12 protein-coding genes and 1 other RNA gene are annotated in these 15,446 nt (G+C 64.6%); 2 read left to right on the top strand and 11 right to left on the bottom strand.

All coding sequences use genetic code 11. The features are described 5' to 3' along the window. Positions 1–41 precede the first annotated feature (41 nt). The 6 genes from gcvP to AB5Y59_RS07130 all read right to left on the bottom strand — a co-directional run bounded on the left by gcvP (position 42) and on the right by AB5Y59_RS07130 (position 8,397). On the bottom strand, positions 42–2,918 hold the full coding sequence (gcvP, locus tag AB5Y59_RS07155) for an aminomethyl-transferring glycine dehydrogenase (RefSeq protein WP_368211733.1): 2,877 nt from the start codon (positions 2,916–2,918) through the stop codon (positions 42–44). 232 nt (positions 2,919–3,150) lie between these two features. Continuing rightward, complete coding sequence (gcvH, locus tag AB5Y59_RS07150; protein WP_010675081.1) at positions 3,151–3,540, bottom strand: glycine cleavage system protein GcvH; 390 nt, start codon at positions 3,538–3,540, stop codon at positions 3,151–3,153. 76 nt (positions 3,541–3,616) lie between these two features. Next, positions 3,617–4,714 (bottom strand): glycine cleavage system aminomethyltransferase GcvT, encoded by a 1,098-nt coding sequence (gene gcvT, locus AB5Y59_RS07145; protein WP_368211732.1) that lies wholly within the window; start codon positions 4,712–4,714, stop codon positions 3,617–3,619. 381 nt (positions 4,715–5,095) lie between these two features. Further along, on the bottom strand, positions 5,096–6,316 hold the full coding sequence (locus AB5Y59_RS07140) for an FAD-dependent 2-octaprenylphenol hydroxylase (RefSeq protein WP_368211730.1): 1,221 nt from the start codon (positions 6,314–6,316) through the stop codon (positions 5,096–5,098). Positions 6,317–6,416: 100 nt separating this feature from the next. After that, on the bottom strand, positions 6,417–7,640 hold the full coding sequence (gene ubiH, locus AB5Y59_RS07135) for a 2-octaprenyl-6-methoxyphenyl hydroxylase (RefSeq protein WP_368211729.1): 1,224 nt from the start codon (positions 7,638–7,640) through the stop codon (positions 6,417–6,419). 187 nt (positions 7,641–7,827) lie between these two features. Further along, complete coding sequence (locus AB5Y59_RS07130; protein ID WP_200163623.1) at positions 7,828–8,397, bottom strand: UPF0149 family protein; 570 nt, start codon at positions 8,395–8,397, stop codon at positions 7,828–7,830. Positions 8,398–8,570: 173 nt separating this feature from the next. On the opposite strand from AB5Y59_RS07130, the gene zapA reads away from it, so the two are divergent. Both zapA and ssrS read left to right on the top strand, forming a co-directional pair. Next, complete coding sequence (gene zapA / locus AB5Y59_RS07125; protein WP_010675086.1) at positions 8,571–8,903, top strand: cell division protein ZapA; 333 nt, start codon at positions 8,571–8,573, stop codon at positions 8,901–8,903. A 16-nt stretch (positions 8,904–8,919) separates the two neighbouring features. After that, positions 8,920–9,102, top strand: a non-coding RNA gene (gene ssrS / locus AB5Y59_RS07120) — 6S RNA. Between the two features lie 133 nt (positions 9,103–9,235). Here ssrS and emrD read toward each other — a convergent pair. From emrD to AB5Y59_RS07095, 5 genes are all read right to left on the bottom strand, one after another. Next, on the bottom strand, positions 9,236–10,435 hold the full coding sequence (gene emrD / locus AB5Y59_RS07115; protein ID WP_039038746.1) for a multidrug efflux MFS transporter EmrD: 1,200 nt from the start codon (positions 10,433–10,435) through the stop codon (positions 9,236–9,238). Between the two features lie 270 nt (positions 10,436–10,705). Then, the gene (locus tag AB5Y59_RS07110; RefSeq protein ID WP_368211728.1) at positions 10,706–12,136 is read right to left on the bottom strand and encodes an ABC transporter ATP-binding protein; all 1,431 of its coding nucleotides are present in this window, start codon (positions 12,134–12,136) and stop codon (positions 10,706–10,708) included. Next, on the bottom strand, positions 12,133–12,939 hold the full coding sequence (locus tag AB5Y59_RS07105) for an ABC transporter permease (RefSeq protein ID WP_043759830.1): 807 nt from the start codon (positions 12,937–12,939) through the stop codon (positions 12,133–12,135). Before AB5Y59_RS07105 ends, AB5Y59_RS07110 begins: the two co-directional genes overlap by 4 nt. A 2-nt stretch (positions 12,940–12,941) precedes the next feature. Continuing rightward, positions 12,942–13,904 carry an ABC transporter permease gene (locus AB5Y59_RS07100; RefSeq protein ID WP_201893734.1) on the bottom strand — a complete coding sequence of 321 codons (963 nt, stop codon included), beginning with the start codon at positions 13,902–13,904 and terminating at the stop codon, positions 12,942–12,944. Next, on the bottom strand, positions 13,901–15,427 hold the full coding sequence (locus tag AB5Y59_RS07095; RefSeq protein WP_368211726.1) for an ABC transporter substrate-binding protein: 1,527 nt from the start codon (positions 15,425–15,427) through the stop codon (positions 13,901–13,903). Before AB5Y59_RS07095 ends, AB5Y59_RS07100 begins: the two co-directional genes overlap by 4 nt. Between the last annotated feature and the right edge of the window lie 19 nt (positions 15,428–15,446).

Genomic DNA, 15,446 nt, shown 5'->3' with positions numbered 1-15,446 from the left:
GCCTTGTGCATATTGGCTGTCAGCCCTTCACGGCGCCGCGATTACTTGGCGTAATCCTCGGTGGGCACGCAGGAGCAGAACAGGTTGCGATCGCCATAGACGTCGTCGATGCGGTTGACCGACGGCCACAGCTTGCTGGCGCGCACGGCGTCGGACGGGAAGACCGCCTCGGCGCGGCTGTAGCCACGGTTCCACTCTGCATCCATCACGTCGTCCTGGGTGTGGGGCGCATGGACCAGGGGGTTGTCGGAAAGGCTCCAGTGGCCGTCCTGCACCCGGGCGATCTCGGCGCGGATGGCGGTCATGGCTTCCACGAAGCGATCCAGCTCGCGCTTGGATTCGGATTCGGTCGGCTCGACCATCAGGGTGCCCGCTACCGGGAAACTCATGGTCGGCGCGTGGAAGCCGTAGTCCATCAGGCGCTTGGCCACATCCATCTCGCTGATGCCACTGGCTTCTTTGAGCGGGCGGATGTCCAGGATGCACTCGTGGGCCACCCGGCCGTTGCGACCTGTATAGAGCACGGGGAAGGATTCGCCGAGCTTCTTGGCCAGGTAGTTGGCGTTGAGGATGGCGACCTGGGTGGATTTCTTGAGCCCCTCGTCCCCCAGCATGGCGATGTACATCCAGCTGATGGGCAGGATGCTGGCCGAACCGAACGGGGCGGCAGACACGGCGCCGTTGTCACGGCTCTCCTTGTCGGTCTTGACCACGGCGTGGCCGGCCACAAACGGTGCCAGGTGTTTCTTCACGCCGATGGGGCCCATGCCCGGACCGCCACCGCCATGAGGAATGGCGAAGGTCTTGTGCAGGTTGAGGTGAGAGACGTCCGCGCCGATAAAGCCTGGTGCCGTCAGCCCGACCTGCGCGTTCATGTTGGCGCCGTCGAGGTACACCTGACCACCATACTGGTGAACGATGTCGCACACCTCCTTGATGGTCTCCTCGTACACCCCGTGGGTGGAGGGGTAGGTCACCATCAGGCAGGAGAGCTGGTCTCCGACCTCGGCGGCCTTGGCGCGCAGGTCGTCCAGATCCACGTTGCCTGCCTTGTCACAGGCGGTGACGATGACCTTCAGGCCCGCCATCTGGGCGGAAGCCGGGTTGGTGCCGTGGGCAGAGGCCGGGATGAGGCAGACATCGCGATGCCCCTCGCCGCGGGACTCGTGGTACTTCTTGATGGCGAGCAGGCCCGCGTATTCGCCCTGAGCGCCGGAGTTGGGCTGCATGCAGACCGCATCGTAGCCGGTCACCTTCACCAGCCAGTCTTCCAGATCTGCCAGCAGCAGCTGGTAACCCTGGGTCTGCTTGAGCGGTGCGAAGGGGTGCAGCTTGCCGAATTCAGGCCAGGTCACCGGGATCATCTCGGCGGTGGCGTTGAGCTTCATGGTGCAGGAGCCGAGAGAAATCATGGCGTAGTTCAGGGCCAGATCTTTCGCTTCGAGACGGTGGATGTAGCGCAGCATCTCGGTCTCGGAGTGGTACTTGTTGAATACCTCGTGGGTCAGCACGGCGTCGGTGCGCAGCAGATCTTGCGGAATGGCGTGATGAGTCTGGGCGGCCTGGTCGAGGGCCTCCACATCGAGGCCGTGACCCGCCCCAAGGAACAGGTCGAACAGCTCGGCCACATCGCCTCGGGTGGTGGTTTCAGAGAGGGACACACCGACCGCACCATCGAGATCCGCACGCAGGTTGATGCCGAGCCCCTCGGCCTTGGCAATGAGTGCAGCCTTGTCCGACGTCAGTACTGTGAGGGTATCGAACCAGCTGTCGTGCTTGAGAGCCACGCCCTTGGCGGTGAGGCCGAGCGCCAGGATGGTGGTCAGACGGTGCACGCGGGAGGCGATGGTTTTCAGCCCCACCGGGCCGTGGTAAACGGCGTAGAAGCTCGCCATGTTGGCCAGCAGCACCTGGGCGGTACAGATGTTGGAGTTGGCCTTCTCGCGGCGGATGTGCTGCTCGCGGGTCTGCATGGCCATGCGCAGGGCGCTCTTGCCACGGGCATCCTTGGAAACGCCGATGATGCGACCCGGCATGGAGCGCTTGTAGGCATCGCGGGTGGCGAAGAAGGCGGCGTGGGGGCCACCGTAACCCATGGGCACACCGAAGCGCTGGGCACTGCCGAACACCACGTCGGCACCCAGTTCACCCGGGGATTTGAGCAGCAGCAGGGAGAGCATGTCGGTCCCGACGCAGGCCAGCCCCTTCTGGGCCTGGACGGCGGCAATGAGGGAACGCAGATCGGCCACATTGCCGGTGGTGCCCGGGTACTGGAACATGGCACCGAATACCTCTTCGCTCACGGCCTCGCCCGCAGGGCCGACCACCACATCGAAACCGAAGTGGGCCGCGCGCTCCTTGACCACGTCGATCACCTGGGGGTGAACGTCGTCGGCCACGAAGAAGAGGTTGGATTTGGATTTGGCCATGCGCTTGGCCAGCGCCATGGCTTCAGCGGCGGCGGTGGCTTCATCGAGCAGGGAGGCGCTCGCCAGATCCATGCCGGTGAGATCCAGGGTCAGCTGCTGGAAGTTGAGCAGGGCTTCGAGACGGCCCTGGGCCAGCTCGGGCTGATAGGGGGTGTAGGCGGTGTACCAGCCCGGGTTTTCCAGCACGTTGCGCAGGATGACGTGGGGCACGTGGGTGTCATGGTAGCCCATGCCGATGTAGCTCTTGGCGATCTGGTTCTTGGCCGCATAGCCCTTGAGCTTGGCCAGGGCCTCCACTTCGGTCATGGGGGCGCCGATACCAAGCGGCCCCGGACGACGGATGGCGGCGGGGACCGTCTGCTCAATCAGATCGTCCAGGCTCTCGGCCCCCACGGTGGCGAGCAGGGCCCGCACTTCTTCCTCACCCGGGCCGATATGACGGCGGATGAAATCGGTTTTTTGCTCGAGTTCAAACAGTGACTGGGTCATTTCCCTATTTCCTGGTAATAGGTCCTGGCATGACATCCTGATAACCAAGACCTGATGTTCCTGTAGCCGGTCGAAACCGGCTCCACTCATGTTCTGTGTCCGCCGCGGGCAGACGGGGAATGCGGCAAGGGCATCCCGAAGGCGCAAAGACTGCGCCCTTCCTGCAACCGCCATGGCCGCAGGATGGCAGTCATACAAGAGGGCCCTGCTGTGTTGGCAGGGCCCGGGGGCATTACTCTTCGTCCACCACGTTCTGGTAGCCTTCGGCATCCAGCAGGTTGGCGAGCTCGCCCGCGTCGTCCAGCTTGATGCGGAACAGCCAGCCGGCGCCGTAGGGGTCGGAGTTGACCAGCTCGGGGCTGCCTTCCAGCTCTTCGTTGACGGCCAGGATCTCGCCGCTCACCGGGCTGTAGATGTCGGAGGCGGCCTTGACGGACTCCGCCACGGCGCAATCTTCACCGGCGCTCACCTGCTTGCCCACTTCCGGCAGATCGACGAACACCATGTCCCCCAGCAGATCCTGGGCGTGCTCGGTGATGCCGACCACGGCTTCGCCGTTGGCTTCAACACGGACCCACTCGTGGGAGGTGGCATATTTCAGTTCGCTCGGGATATGGCTCATTTGTGCTTCCTTTATGCTCTTGGATCGCTTCAACAAAAATGGGGTGGCGAAGGTCAACCCTCGCCGCAATCAATGATTACACCAACGGCTGGCCGTTGCGCACGAAGGCCGGCTTGGTGACTTTCACGGTGACCTGCTTCTTGCGGATCTCCACCTGGGCCTGTTCGCCGATATCACGGGGCACCCGCGCCAGGGCAATGCTGTAACCCAGAGTGGGCGAGAAGGAGCCGGAGGTGATCACCCCTTCCCGTGTCTCGCCGCTCTCGCTGGTGAAGGTGACCGGCATGCCGGCACGCAGCACGCCCTTTTCTTCCATCACCAGACCCACCAGCTTGGGCTGGTTGCCGGCGGCCTTCTGGGCTTCCAGGGCGGCGCGGCCGATGAATTGGCGGGAGGCAGGCTCCCAGGCCAGGGTCCAGGCCATGTTGGCGGCGAGCGGAGAGATTGACTCGTCCATGTCCTGACCGTAGAGGTTCATGCCCGCTTCCAGGCGCAGGGTATCACGGGCACCCAGGCCACAAGGGGCCACGCCGTTGTCCAGCAGGGCCTGCCACAGATCGCACGCCTTCTCTTGGGGGACCACGATCTCGTAGCCATCTTCGCCGGTGTAGCCGGTGGTGGCGATGAAGAGATCCCCGGCCTGCACACCGAAGAAGGGCTTCATGCCTTCGACCGCCGCATTCTGATCGGGGGTGAACACCTTGGCCGCCTTGGCCTTGGCGTGGGGGCCCTGCACCGCGATCATGGCAAGCTCGGGGCGCTCGGTCACGCTCACGGCAAAGTCGATGGCGTGATGGCGGATCCAGGCCAGATCCTTCTCGCGGGTGGCGGAGTTCACCACCAGGCGGTAGAAGGTATCGGTCAGGAAGTAGGTGATGAGGTCATCGATGACGCCGCCTTCCGGATTGAGCATGCCGCTGTAGAGGGCCTTGCCGGGGACGGTGAGTTTGGCCACGTCGTTGGCCAGCAGGTGTTGCAGGAAGGCTTTGACCCGCTCGCCGGTCAAATCGACGATGGTCATGTGGGAGACATCGAACATGCCTGCATCGGTGCGCACCACATGGTGTTCTTCCAACTGGGAACCGTAGTTGATGGGCATCTCCCAACCGTGGAAGTCCACCATCTTGGCACCCGCTTCCAGGTGTTTCGGATGCAATACAGTAGTCTGGATCATTGCTGTGTTTCCTTAAGCGTTCGCGACAACACTCGCAATCCGCCCCGGCTCGTCGGGAACTACGGACCACAAGCTCTGTGCTCGTTCCCGCCCGGGCGGGCAGGAGTGATTCCTTGAACGGAGCGGATTATATGACAAGCGTGCCGGGGCACCGCTCAAAAAAAACTAATCCTCACCCAACTCACTGACACCAGACACTAAGGCAAAAACAGTGATAAAAACAGCTAAAACCGCGCCATTGCGGGATTTAATGTTGATTTTTACCGTCCCGTCACAATTTACAGAAAAACGTTTCGCTTCTCGCCAACATTAAAGGCTGACACCCCGAAGGGGCATCTCGCCCTGTCAGATTAGTTTTTTTGTTAAAACTCCGGGGTAAGATTAGATTTTTTCACCTTTGGCCAGGGTGGGCAGCTCCCCATCCAGCCCCATGGCGGCCCGGATCATGCCCTGCTTGAGGGGACCAAGACCGTCGACGGCGCGAAGCCCCACCCCGCGCACCAGCTTCTTGAGGGGGTTGCTGCCCGCAAACAGTCGCTTGAGCCCCTCCATGGCCGCCAACATGCGCGCCGCCTCGCTCTTGCGCCAGCGCTCATAGCCCCGCAGGTTGGCGAGCAGGCCGATGTCCGCGCCCTTGCCGTGATGAATGAGGATCTGCTCCGCCAGGGCGGCGGCATCCAGCAAGCCCAGATTCACCCCCTGCCCCGCCAGCGGGTGGATGGTGTGGGCCGCATCCCCCACCAGCACCAGGCGCTCGCGGGCAAAGTCGCGGGCGTAGCGGGCGGTGAGCGGAATGGCGCTGCGAGCCCCCTCCACCTTGCACAGCCCGAGGCGCCCATCAAAGGCGGCGGTGAGCTGGCGGTTGAAGCCGTCATCATCCAGGGCGCAGAGCGCCTCGGCGCGGGCCGCGGGCACAGACCACACGATGGAGCAGAGGTCGGGCTGCCACAAGGGCAGGAAGGCGAGCGGCCCCTGGGGGGTGAAGATCTGGCGCGCCACCGCCTCATGGGGCTCGGCACAACGCACCGTCGCCACCAGGGCGTGATGACCGTAATCCCAGCTGGTGAGGGGAATGTCTGCCTGACGGCGCACCCAGGAGTGGGCGCCGTCGGCGGCCACCACCAGCTTGGCCGAGAGGGCCCGGCCATCTTCCAGCAGCAGCAGGGCGCCCGCTGGCCCGCACTGCAGGCTGGTGGCCCGGGCCGGGGTCAGCATCTGGATATTGCTGGCCCCCGCGATGGCGTCCAGCAGCGCAAGCTGGATCACCCGGTTCTCGACGATGTGGCCAAGGGACCCCTGACGCAGGCTGGCGGCATCGAAATCGATGTGGCCGAAACTGTCCTGCTCCCACACCTGCATCTTCTCGTAGGGCTGCAGGCGGCGCGCCACTATGCCGTCCCAGGCGCCGACCCCTTGCAGGATGTGCTGACTCGCGAGGCTCAGGGCACTGACCCTGTTGTCCGGCGTCTCACCGAGCGTTGCATCGGGCAGCCGGCCTTCCACGATGGCCACCTTGATCGCCCGGTTCTTGAGGGCGGCAGCGAGCCCCAGGCCCACCATGCCGCCCCCCACGATCACCACATCCACATCTTGCATCTGCATTCTCTTGTGTCCTTTCCGGGCGGGTCGCCAGGATCTGCGAGGCGACGCCCACAGGCGTGCCTCTTGCTCGAAATCGTCTTTGCCGCCGGGGCGACAGCGCTTATTGGCCGCACACCTCGCCCACGAATCCCAGGGTGCGGGAGGCGAGCGGTGCCTTGAGCCAGGGCACTCTGCCCATCAGGGAGAGCGCCAGATTGCGGCCCACCACCAGGGGAGCGTGATGGTTTGAGAAGAGCTGGGCCAGGGAGGATGTGAGCCAGACGGTCTGGGCCTGATCGTCCCGCCGCTGCTGCCAGTAGCCGCTTAGCACCTCAAAACCGCCGATGTCTTCCCCCGCCTCGAGCGCACGGGCCAGGGTCCGGGTCAGCACATCCAGATCCCGCATGCCGAGGTTGAACCCCTGACCGGCGATGGGATGCAGCAGGTGAGCGGCGTTGCCCACCAGCACGGTACGCTGGGCCAGGGGATAGTCGGCCACCGTCAGCACCAGGGGGTAGAGGTTGCGCGCCCCTGTGCGCACGAAGCGCCCGAGGCGCCAGCCAAAAGCCTGCTGCAGACGGGCGAGAAAGGCGGCATCATCCAGCGCCATCAGGGCCTGTGCCTCGTCCCGCGGGACGCTCCACACCAGGGAGGAGAGGCCGTCCTGCATGGGCAGCAGGGCCAGCGGCCCTCCGTCGGTAAAGCGCTCGAAGGCCCGTCCGGCGGGATCCTCGGCGGTCTTGACGGTGGCGATGATGGCGCTCTGGCCATAATCGTGGCGACTGACCGGCATCTTGAAATGCTGGCGCACGAAGGAGTGGCCCCCGTCGGCCGCCACCAGCAGCCGGGTGCGGTAGCGCGCGCCCCCCTCCAGGGCGAGCGTCACTCCCCCCTCGTCGGGGTCGATGGCCTCAAGCCTGGCCGGGCACAACATACGGATCTGCGGGCAGGCGGCGATCGCCTCTTGCAGCACGATGCCCGCCGCCGACAGCTCGATCACCTGACCGAGGGCGGGCAGGCCATACTCCGCCGCCGACAGCCGGGTCTGGCCGCAGTGGCCCCGATCCGACACATGGATATGGGTGATGGGGGAGCAGTGGGGCGCCAGGTGCGGCCAGAGGCCGTGACGGGCCAGCGCCTCGCAGGTACCGGCGGAAAGCGCGATGGCACGGGCATCGAAACCGGGATGAGCATTGAGCTCAGGCGCACTCGCCTCCAGCAGCAGGATCTGCAGGGGGGCGCCATCCTTTCCTTTCAGGGCGGCAAGGGAGAGGGCCAGCACGGCACCGCTCATACCACCGCCGACGATAGCCACGTCGACGTGAACCAGATCAGATTGAGACATGAGAAGAGGGCATAGGCGAAAAAACGTGGGCCAATCCTACCACAAAGGTGGCGGACGGGATGCGAAGCCACGGGCAAAAAACCGCTTTGGCACCATGGGTTAGCAGAGTGCCTCCCCTGCTCTCGCCCCTTGTAAAACAGAAAGAGCGCCGTGATGCGCTCTTTCATTGACCCGCTGGGCGGGCAGATCAGTGCAGGGTCGGCGGCGTGCTCGGCGCGGCCGGGCGCTTGCCAAACTCCTCGAACGCCATCATGACCCCGAGGCGCACGTGTTCGTAGAGCACCAGGAAGGAGGCTTCGTTCTCTTCATCTTCCTGATCGAACTCGGCAGAGACCTGGGTGATGCTGGCGATGTCCTGAATCATCTCCTGCAGCTCTTCGGATGCCTTGGAGAGCTCCTGTTGCACCACGCCAAAGCCGGCCAGGAAGGCCTGGGACCAGTCCACCAGCGAGTCGATGCGCTCATCGAGCGGCGCCTCGTCGCTTGGCAGCAGCAGCTCGACGCCCTTTTGTGCCATCAGACTCTCGATCACCTCGTGATAGAGGTCGGTCATCACCTGGCGCACCGGTGCCGGCAGACCGAAACCGTCGTTGATCAGATCATTGAAATGGGGCTGCCAGCTTTTGTCGTCCAGGGCCACGCCACCGCACACCAGGCCGCAGATCACGCCATGGGCCTCGACGGCCGTCGCCATGAGGTCGTGCTGTGCCATCAGGTCCGCCACGACGGCGTATTTCAGGGGGTTTGTTTTGCTCATCTAGGATCCGCTCAAAGTTCAGGCAAATATGCAGAATTTATGGCCGAGATCCTAGCATTCTCCCCCTGCCAGAGCCAGCAAGGCCTTGAAACTTCTGCATCTGCGCTATATAGTCCCGCCCAGTTGTCCACGTGGATAAAGGCGGAAATCAGCCCCGCCGTATTGAGGAAGGCATGAGCATAGAGGCCGTAGAAATCGTCATTCTGGGACGTCCCTACAAGGTGTCCTGTCCCCTAGGACAACAAGATGCCCTGCGCCAGGCCGCCGACCAGCTGACCGACAAGCTCATCGAGCTTCGTCAACGTTCCAAGGTCTCCAGCAACGAACAGCTGGCCGTCATGGCAGCGCTCAATTTCTGTCATGAGCTCTGCCTTGAAAAAGAGAAAAACCACCAATACTCTGAGACCATGGACAAGCGGATCAAGATGCTGCAACGCACCATCGAAGCCGCATTGATCGAGCACGGACAATACGGTGAATCCAGCGAAGAGGCGCAACAGCCCTAATCGCACCGAGTTTTGAAATTCCCTGGAGTGTTTGTCAGCCGGTTCAAGTCCCCGAGCCGATATTCATACCAAACAGGGGGTCTGCCTTCTGGCTATTGAGCATGCTCGGCCCGACCGAGAAGCCTGCGGCCAGATTAGATCTCCGCCTTGAACCGACGGTTCAAGGGCCCAAACCGGCAACGGCATCTCCGGGGTACCTACCCAAAAAAGCCCGTCATCACGACGGGCTTTTTCTTTGCCTGCGCGGCAACCCCCTTCCACTCGCCTGCGGCGTCTCGCCACCCGGCAGGAGGCAGTAAAAAGCCCGCCAACGGGGCGGGCTCTTGGCCGTGTTAGACGGCCATCTGCTCGTGGGGCGCGCCGTGGTGGCGCAGCCATACAAAGCTCAAGGCCACGATCAGCACCATCACCGTCATGATGGCCCCCAGGGTCACCTGCCCCGTCATCGGGAAGCTGGCGGCCAGCAGGGTTACCACGCCAGCCCCCAGATTCTGCATGCCCCCGAGCACGGCTCCCGCGGTGCCAGCCTGGCCCGGGAAGGGCTCGATGGCACAGGAGGTGGCGGTCGGATAGAGGATGCCGCTGCCAATGAAGTAGACCGCAGCCCCGCCCACTAGGGAGGCAGCGCTCACCATGCCGAGCAGCCCGGGTACCAGGATGATGAGCGACCCCAGGGCCAGGAAGGCGATGCCAAGGCGCATCAGCTTGCCCTGGCTCAGGCGAAAACTCAGTCTGGCGGAGAGCCAGGCGCCGAACAGATAACCGGGCAGCGGCAGCACGAACAGCACGCTGACGGTGCGGGCACTCAGCTTGAGCACGTCCCCCAGCAACACCCCGGCCGCCGCCTCGAACACCGCGAGGCCGGCAAAGGTGGCCATCAGACAGAGCAGGTTGCCCTGAAAGCGCGGGTTGCCGAGCACATGACGATAGGCGGCGCCCACCCGCAGCGAATGCTGGCGGGCGGATGCTGGCAGCGTCTCCCCAAACCAGGCCAGCAGCGCCAGGGTGGTCAGGGCACCAAAACCGAACAGGAACCAGTAGCCGGCACGCCAGTTGAACAGCTCGGTGAGCCAGCCGCCCAGCACAGGTGCCAGCAAAGGGGAGAAGATGACCCCCATGCTCACCAGGCTGTTGGCACGGTTGAGCTCGGCGCCACTGTAACGGTCGCGCATCACGGTCCGGCTCATGGCGCCCCCTGCCCCGGTGCCCAGCCCCTGGATCAGGCTGCCCGCCAGCAAGGCGGTGAAGCTCGGGATCAGCTGGATGGTGAGGGTGCCGACCAGGAAGATCATCATGCCGATGATGAGCACAGGGCGACGACCGATGCGATCCGACAAGGGGCCATAAACGAACTGGGAGAGGCCGTAGGGAATGAGGTAGCAGGCCATCACCGCCTGCAGCTGGCCGGAGGCCACATGGAAGTCCCCCGCCATCATGGGAATGGAGGGCACATAGAGGGTCTGGGTCATCTGACCCACGGCGACCATCAGAATGGTCAGGAAAAACAGGGGATAGAAGCTGTGCCGATACATATCTCGTCCGAAAAAGATCAAAAAGCCGCCACCCTCCGGGCAGGGGTCTGCAGGAGGTGTCTGACAAAGGTCGTTGAAGAGGAACAAGGCGGAGGACCCGCACCAGCCAGCAGCAGGACGCTCTCTGGCTTGCGACAATCTTAGTGATTCATATCACAAAAAACGAACGAAACTTTATAATCTGCTTACCCAAGTTTTTCTAATGCGACGGGGCCCAAGGCCCCGTCACTGTCATCTCATCATGAGGGAAGGATTCATCCTGCCCCCTCTTTACCCCACTCTTCTCACCTCGGCCGACGCGCCTTCGAACATGGGGGGGCCCGCCTCCCCCAGTCTCAGACAACGAGGGGCAACCTTGCCGGCCAGCCCCTCGTCATGGGTCACCAGCAGCAGGGCGCAGCCTATCTCTCCCAATTCCTCCAGCAGACAGGCGATGGTCTGTTGCTGGCTCAGGGGATCGAGCCGGGACGTGGGCTCATCGGCGAACAGCAGCACAGGGCGCAGCAACAGGGCCCGGATAAGCGACAGCCGCTGCAGCTCCCCTCCCGAGACCTGGTTTGGCAGGCGCGTCAGCAGCCGTTCATCCAGCCCCAGCCGGGCCAGATAGTCGACAAGCCGATGGCGAGGCAGCCTGTGCAGACGCAGCACATCATCGAACTGGGTGGCGAGGCGCACCCAGCTGGCAAAGGCCTGCACCGGATCCTGATAGAGCTTCTGCCAGCGGCAGGGGGCAACCCCTTCCCGTCGCAGCACCTCCCCTTGCAGGGGGCGTTGCAGACCCAGCAGCACGTTGCCGAGGGTGCTCTTGCCCGCGCCGCTCGGCGCCATGATGGCCATTCGCTCCCCTTGCGCCAGGGCAAGGTCCAGCTCCGTGAACAGGGGTTGATCCCCATATCCCATGGCAAGCCCCTTCCCGCGGATGAGCCAGTCACCGGTAGGAGGGACAGCCGCCTCGGGCCAGGCGGAGGGCTCCGCCGCCAGCAGGGCCCGGGTATAGGCATGGGATGGAGTGTGCAGCAGACGCTCGGCGGGCCCCTGCTCCACGATCTCTCCTCCCTTGACCACCAGCACCCAGCCCCCCAATGCGCGAGCTAGGGAGAGATCATGGGTGATGGTCAGCAGATGGCGTCCACGGGCCAGGTAGCCCAGCAACAAGGCACCCAGCCTGGCTGCGGCCCGGCTGTCGAGCCCCTTGGTGGGCTCGTCGGCCACCAGCAGACGGGCCTCCCCCAGGGTGGCGGCGGCAAAGGCCGCGCGCTGGGCCATGCCTCCCGAGAGCTGGTGTACAAAGGCGCCCTCCCGCCCGGCCAGTCCAAGCCGCTCGAGGGCGGCGCGGGCCCGCGATCGGGCCTCCTTGCCCCCTGGCAGCCACCCTTCCTCCACCTGGGCAAGCAACCCCATGGTGGGATCCAGCGCCAGCACCGGCTCCTGGGGTAGCATCGCCAGCTCCCTCCCCCAGAGAGTACGCAGGCGAGGCGTGTCGGCCAGGTTGTGATGGCGGCCACCCGACACCATCTCGCCCCGGCCTGTCAGAGGGGTTGGCAAGGTCCCCATCAGGGCATGAGCCAACAGGGATTTGCCCGAACCGCTCTCCCCGATCAGGGTCAGGGCGGTGCCGGGATGAATGGTGAAATCCAGCGCCTGCAACAGGGTTTTCTGGCCATCATCGACCTGCAACCCCTTGATATGAATGGCCGTCATGAGGTGGCTCCTTGTGAAGATGGCATGTCAAGGCCGCGCGTCTGATGAAGCAGCACCAGGGCCAGCAACATCAGCCCCATGACAAGAATGGGGGCCAGTAGCAGACGGGGAGCCTCCTGATAGTGGGGCAGCGCCTCCGTCATCATCAGCCCCAGCTCGGGCGTGGGCGGCTGAATGCCCACTCCGACAAAGCCCAGGGTAGAGAGGGTTAGAATGGCACCCGCTAGGCCGAAGGCCATCATGGTGAGCAACTGGGGGGCGAGCTCGGGCCAGAGATGGCGCCGCACCACATGGGCATGGCCGAATCCCAGCAGACGGGACGCCTCCACTTGGGGCGAGGCGAGCAGCCCCCGGCTGCGGGCACGCACCACCCGGTAATACTCCACCCACTGGGCCATGGCCAACCCGAGATAGAGGATGGCAAAGCCACCCTGGGCCATGGCGGAGAAGAGCAGCACCAGCAACAGGCCTGGCAGGGCCAGCACGCCGTCGGCCAGGCTGCGCAGCAGACCGTCGACCCAGCCGCCGCGCCAGGCCGAGAGCCAGCCCAGCAATGACCCCAGCAGCGCCGCCGTGATGACGCACAGCAGTCCCAGCAGCAGGGAGAGCCGGGTCGCCGCCGCGAGGCGCGCCATCAGGCTGCGCCCCATCTGATCCCGCCCGAGGGGCTCCTGCCAGGAGGGTTCAGCCAGAAACTGTGCCAGATCCTGAGCCGCCGGGTCGGGCCAGAGCACGGGGCCCAGCAGGGCAAACAGCACCACCAGCAGAAGCAGGCCCAGCCCCGTTTTGACAGACAACGACATGATCAGGACTCCTTGGGACCACGGGGGTCAATGGCAAGACAAAGCAGGTCGGTGAGGGTATTGAGCAGCACGAAGAGCACCGCCAGCACCAGCACTGTCCCCTGAACCATGGGGATGTCGCGCCAGAAGATGGCGTGCACCAGCGCATGGCCGATCCCGGGCCAGGCAAACAGGCTCTCGACCACCACGACCCCCTCGATGAGCAGCACCAGCTGCACGCTGGTGTAGGCGATGATGCTGACCCCGGTGTTGCGCAGACCGTGGCGCCAGAAAACCCGGGCCGGCGAAAGCCCCTTGGTGAGGGCAAATCGGTAATAACCAGACTGCACCACGGTGAGCACGCTTTCACGCACCACCCGGGAGAGCACGCCGGAGAGCCCCAATCCCAGGGTCAGGGCGGGCAGCAGCAGGTTGCTCCCCTCCCCGTGCCCTGCCGCACTGACCCAGCCCAGCTCCACCGAGAGCATCACCATGAGCACCAGGCCGAGCAAGAAGGGGGGCAACGCACGCATCAGCACGCTCCAGCCCAGGGTCAGGCGATCACACCATCCCCCCGGGCGCAGCGCACTCAGGCTGCCAAGCGGCAGCGCCACCACCAGCGCCAGCACCACGGAGGCGCTCGCGAGCGTCAGGGTGGCGCCCAGGTGATGACCCACGTCGGTGGCGACCGGTGCGCCCGTCACCAGGGAGCTGCCGAGATCCCCTTGCAGCAAGGCCCACAGCCAGTCGCCAAAACGGGCAAGGGCCGAGCCGGCCAGCCCCAGCTCGCTGCGCACCGCGTTGGCCGTCTCGGCGGTGACATAGTCATAGCCATAACGACCCGCCGCGATGCGAAAGGCGATGTCTCCGGGCAGGGACTGCACCATCAGAAAACAGAGTCCGGCCACCAGCAGGGCAACCACCAGCGCCTGCACCAGACGCTGACCCAGTATCCCCATGACGCGAGACAAGGGTGTCGCTGTCATCGTGCGCTCCATGTCAACCTGTCCAGGCCATAGCTGCGCTCCTGGGGATCGAGTTCAAACCCCTCCAGCCCCCGACTGACCGCCGCGCTCTGGCGGTACCAGGCGATGGGCAGGAGCGGCAACTCCTGTTGCAGTGTCGTGGCTATCTCCCGGCGAGCCGCAGCGGCGTCTGTGGGCGACAAGGCTTGCGTGGCAAGGCGGGTCAGCGTTTGCGTCATGGCCGGGGAGTGCCAGTTCATCACCCCCCAGTCCGCACCGGCAGGGGCCAAATCCCCCAGCAAAGTGACCAAGGGATCCGGTACCAGGGCATAATTGCGGGCGTAGAGACCAAGCTGGAGCGAGCCGTCCTGATGGCCCGCCGGGATCTCGCTCGAGTTGCCCACCGCCACCTTGAGATCCACCCCCACCGCCTTCCACTGCGCCTGCAGTGCCGTGGCGAGGAGCGGCAGCTCCGGACGGTCAGGGAAGGTACGCAGGGTCAGGGCGAAGCGCTCTTCCCCCTTGCGCAGCACACCGTCCTCCCCCGGCTGCCAGCCTGCCGCCGCGAAGGCCGCCCGGGCCGCCTTGACGTCATAGGCAAGCGGCGTCAACCCGAGCTGGTGCCACTCCCCCAGGGTGGGAGGAAAGAGCTGGGTTGCCGCCATCTCGGGATCCCGCAGCAGGGCGGCTGCCATAACACGACGATCGATGGCGAGACTCAGGGCACGGCGCACCACCGGATCGCTCAGACGGGGATCGGCGCCATTGAGCTTGAGCTGGATGGTCCGTGGCAGGGTAACCGAGGCGATGGAGACCCGTGACGCCTGCTGCAAGCGGCGGATGCTGACCGGATCCAGCCCCCAGGCGATGTCGGCCTGACCGCTCTCGGCCATCAGGGTGCGGCTCTCTGCACGCCCCACCGTCAGGTAGCTGACCTCCTCGATTGCGGGCCTGGCCCCCTGCCAGCCGTCGAAACGCACAGTCTCTATCCGCTGGGGTTGTTGCAGGCGGGTGATGCGGTAGGGGCCAGAGCCTATCACCTGGGTTACCTCCCCCTTGGTATCGTAGGCGGCCTTCGCCAGGATCTGGGTGCTGGGGTGGGCCAGCACGGCGGGCAGGGAGGCGAAGGGTTCGCTCAGGGTGACCTTCAAGACGCCATCTCCAGATCCGATGGACGCAATGGGAGTGCTGGTCATCACGCCGGGCTTGCGCCAGGCCTGTTGCAGGGCAAAAGCGGCCTGCTCGGCGCTCACCTCGCTGCCATCGTGAAAACGGGCCCCGGGGCGCAATGTGAATCGCCACTGCAGACCGTCATCGCTACGCGACCACTCACTGGCAAGCCCGGGTTGCAGATTGCCTTTCCCATCTACATCTACCAGGGTCTCCACCACCTGCATGCGAGTAAAGAAGACCCCGTTGCTGGCGGGGTCGACACTGTGGATCTCCCAAGGCCCCACCATGGCAAGCGGTTTGCCGTCGGCTGCAGTCGTTCCTGCCATCAGAGCCAGGGCGAACCACCCGGCTGCGGTGCATTTTTTTGTCATCCTTTCCATCCAAGCTTCA

Source organism: Aeromonas sp. s10, from assembly GCF_040907975.1.
GTDB lineage: Bacteria > Pseudomonadota > Gammaproteobacteria > Enterobacterales > Aeromonadaceae > Aeromonas > Aeromonas caviae.
Note: the sequence above shows the minus strand (reverse complement) of the source record. Positions and strands in the feature narration are given on the sequence as shown.

What these genes read in the sequence shown, in the direction of transcription:
- gcvP (WP_368211733.1), bottom strand. Translation starts at nt 2,918, where the DNA reads ATGACCCAGTCACTGTTTGAACTCGAGCAAAAAACCGATTTCATCCGC.
- gcvH (WP_010675081.1), bottom strand. Translation starts at nt 3,540, where the DNA reads ATGAGCCATATCCCGAGCGAACTGAAATATGCCACCTCCCACGAGTGG.
- gcvT (WP_368211732.1), bottom strand. Translation starts at nt 4,714, where the DNA reads ATGATCCAGACTACTGTATTGCATCCGAAACACCTGGAAGCGGGTGCC.
- AB5Y59_RS07140 (WP_368211730.1), bottom strand. Translation starts at nt 6,316, where the DNA reads ATGCAGATGCAAGATGTGGATGTGGTGATCGTGGGGGGCGGCATGGTG.
- ubiH (WP_368211729.1), bottom strand. Translation starts at nt 7,640, where the DNA reads ATGTCTCAATCTGATCTGGTTCACGTCGACGTGGCTATCGTCGGCGGT.
- AB5Y59_RS07130 (WP_200163623.1), bottom strand. Translation starts at nt 8,397, where the DNA reads ATGAGCAAAACAAACCCCCTGAAATACGCCGTCGTGGCGGACCTGATG.
- zapA (WP_010675086.1), top strand. Translation starts at nt 8,571, where the DNA reads ATGAGCATAGAGGCCGTAGAAATCGTCATTCTGGGACGTCCCTACAAG.
- emrD (WP_039038746.1), bottom strand. Translation starts at nt 10,435, where the DNA reads ATGTATCGGCACAGCTTCTATCCCCTGTTTTTCCTGACCATTCTGATG.
- AB5Y59_RS07110 (WP_368211728.1), bottom strand. Translation starts at nt 12,136, where the DNA reads ATGACGGCCATTCATATCAAGGGGTTGCAGGTCGATGATGGCCAGAAA.
- AB5Y59_RS07105 (WP_043759830.1), bottom strand. Translation starts at nt 12,939, where the DNA reads ATGTCGTTGTCTGTCAAAACGGGGCTGGGCCTGCTTCTGCTGGTGGTG.
- AB5Y59_RS07100 (WP_201893734.1), bottom strand. Translation starts at nt 13,904, where the DNA reads ATGACAGCGACACCCTTGTCTCGCGTCATGGGGATACTGGGTCAGCGT.
- AB5Y59_RS07095 (WP_368211726.1), bottom strand. Translation starts at nt 15,427, where the DNA reads ATGACAAAAAAATGCACCGCAGCCGGGTGGTTCGCCCTGGCTCTGATG.